This is a genomic window from Neisseria sp. P0021.S006 (assembly GCF_051956895.1).
In genome coordinates this window covers 1-1,462 of sequence record NZ_JBQCWZ010000341.1, presented here as the reverse complement: position 1 = coordinate 1,462, position 1,462 = coordinate 1, and the positions used below count along the sequence as shown (strand labels likewise).

Here is a 1,462-nt window from a genome sequence, read left to right as displayed (position 1 = left end):
TCAGACGGCCTGCCCAATACATTTGTAGATGGACGCAATGCTTTGTTTTTGCTTTATGCCGCCATTTACGCCAAAGGGCAGGGAATACGCCATATTATTGCCGGCGTGTGCGAAACCGATTTTTCCGGTTATCCCGACTGCCGCGATGTGTTCGTCAAGTCGATGAATGTCACGCTGAATCTGGCCATGGATTACGCTTTTCAAATCCATACGCCCTTGATGTATTTAACCAAAGCGCAAACATGGGCGCTGGCAGATGAAATGGGTGCATTGGATTATATTCGTGAGCACACGCATACCTGTTATAACGGCGTGGTTGGTGGTTGTCATGAATGCCCAAGCTGTATTTTGCGCGAGTGCGGTTTGTCGGAATATTTGGAAAGTAAAAAGGCCGTCTGAATTAAGAGGGGCATATATTTCCAATATCCAGTTGTACGAAAAGGCCGTCTGAAAAATTCATTTCAGACGGCCTTTGGCTATGTATTTTGTTCTGCTTAGAACAACAAATCTGCAGGTTCGCTGCTTGTCGGAGCATCTTTCGCAGGGGAAGAGGCAGGGGTAGTAGCCGGTTCGGAAGCGGCTTTAGGCACAGAAGCAGGAGTATCGGCCGGAGTGGTTGCCGGTTTGGCAGCAGGTTTTGCCGGTTTCACCGGAGTCGGACGAACGCTTTGTTTCGGTTCGGATGCTGCCTTGTTTGTATCGTCGGTAGCATCGACTTCGATTTCAGTTCCTTGAGGCAATACCACATCTTTAGCAGGAGCCGGTTTCGGCATGACTTTAGGTTTGCTGTAAGCATCCGTGCCGCTGGTCCATGCCAAAGACTTCAAAGGCGATTTGAGTTTCACACCTTTGGCGCAGGTCAGACAGTTTGCTGCGCCGGTGCGTCCTTTCAGGATTGCATCCACACGTGCGGCAGGAATGGTTTTGCCGTGCGCTTTTGCCCAGGCAGTAATGCTTTTTTTCAGGGCAGCCGTATCAAGGTTTTTCTTGTCGTATGGGTCGCGATAGGCAGCCAGCCACAAGTTTTGGTTGGCATCTTCGTTCAGACTTGCCATTTGATAGATAACGGAGGCAGGAGAACCTGTTGCGATGGTTTTGGCGAATTCCAATGCGTCAGGCGATTTCATGCGCACGCAACCATGGCTGCGGACGCCGGGTACGCTGGCAGGGGCATTGGTGCCGTGAATGCCAAGGCTTAATTTAGGGTCGCCAAGACGGACAAATACCGGGCCCAGCGGGTTATTCGGGCCGGCCGGTACGCTTTTAACTCCGTCATTGCGTTCTTTTTGGATGGATTTAGGGATATGCCAAACCGGGTTGTAGGCTTTTGCGCCTATTTTATGTTCGCCCAGATTGGTTTGGGTCATGGCTTTGCCGACGGCAACAGGATAAATTTTGCTCAGTTTACCGTTGTCGTAGAGGAACAAACGCTGTTGCGTAATATTGATAACGACGTGTTGTC

General features: G+C 50.3%; 2 protein-coding genes. One reads left to right on the top strand and one right to left on the bottom strand.

Translation table 11 applies throughout. From position 1 onward, the window contains the following. On the top strand, positions 1–399 hold a 399-nt coding region (gene queC, locus ACTHUM_RS13935; protein ID WP_440403163.1), incomplete at its 5' end, for a 7-cyano-7-deazaguanine synthase QueC. Between the two features lie 95 nt (positions 400–494). On the opposite strand, the gene ACTHUM_RS13930 is transcribed toward queC, so the two are convergent. Continuing rightward, positions 495–1,462 (bottom strand): L,D-transpeptidase (locus ACTHUM_RS13930; RefSeq protein WP_440403162.1); only part of this gene is annotated, 968 nt, incomplete at its 5' end.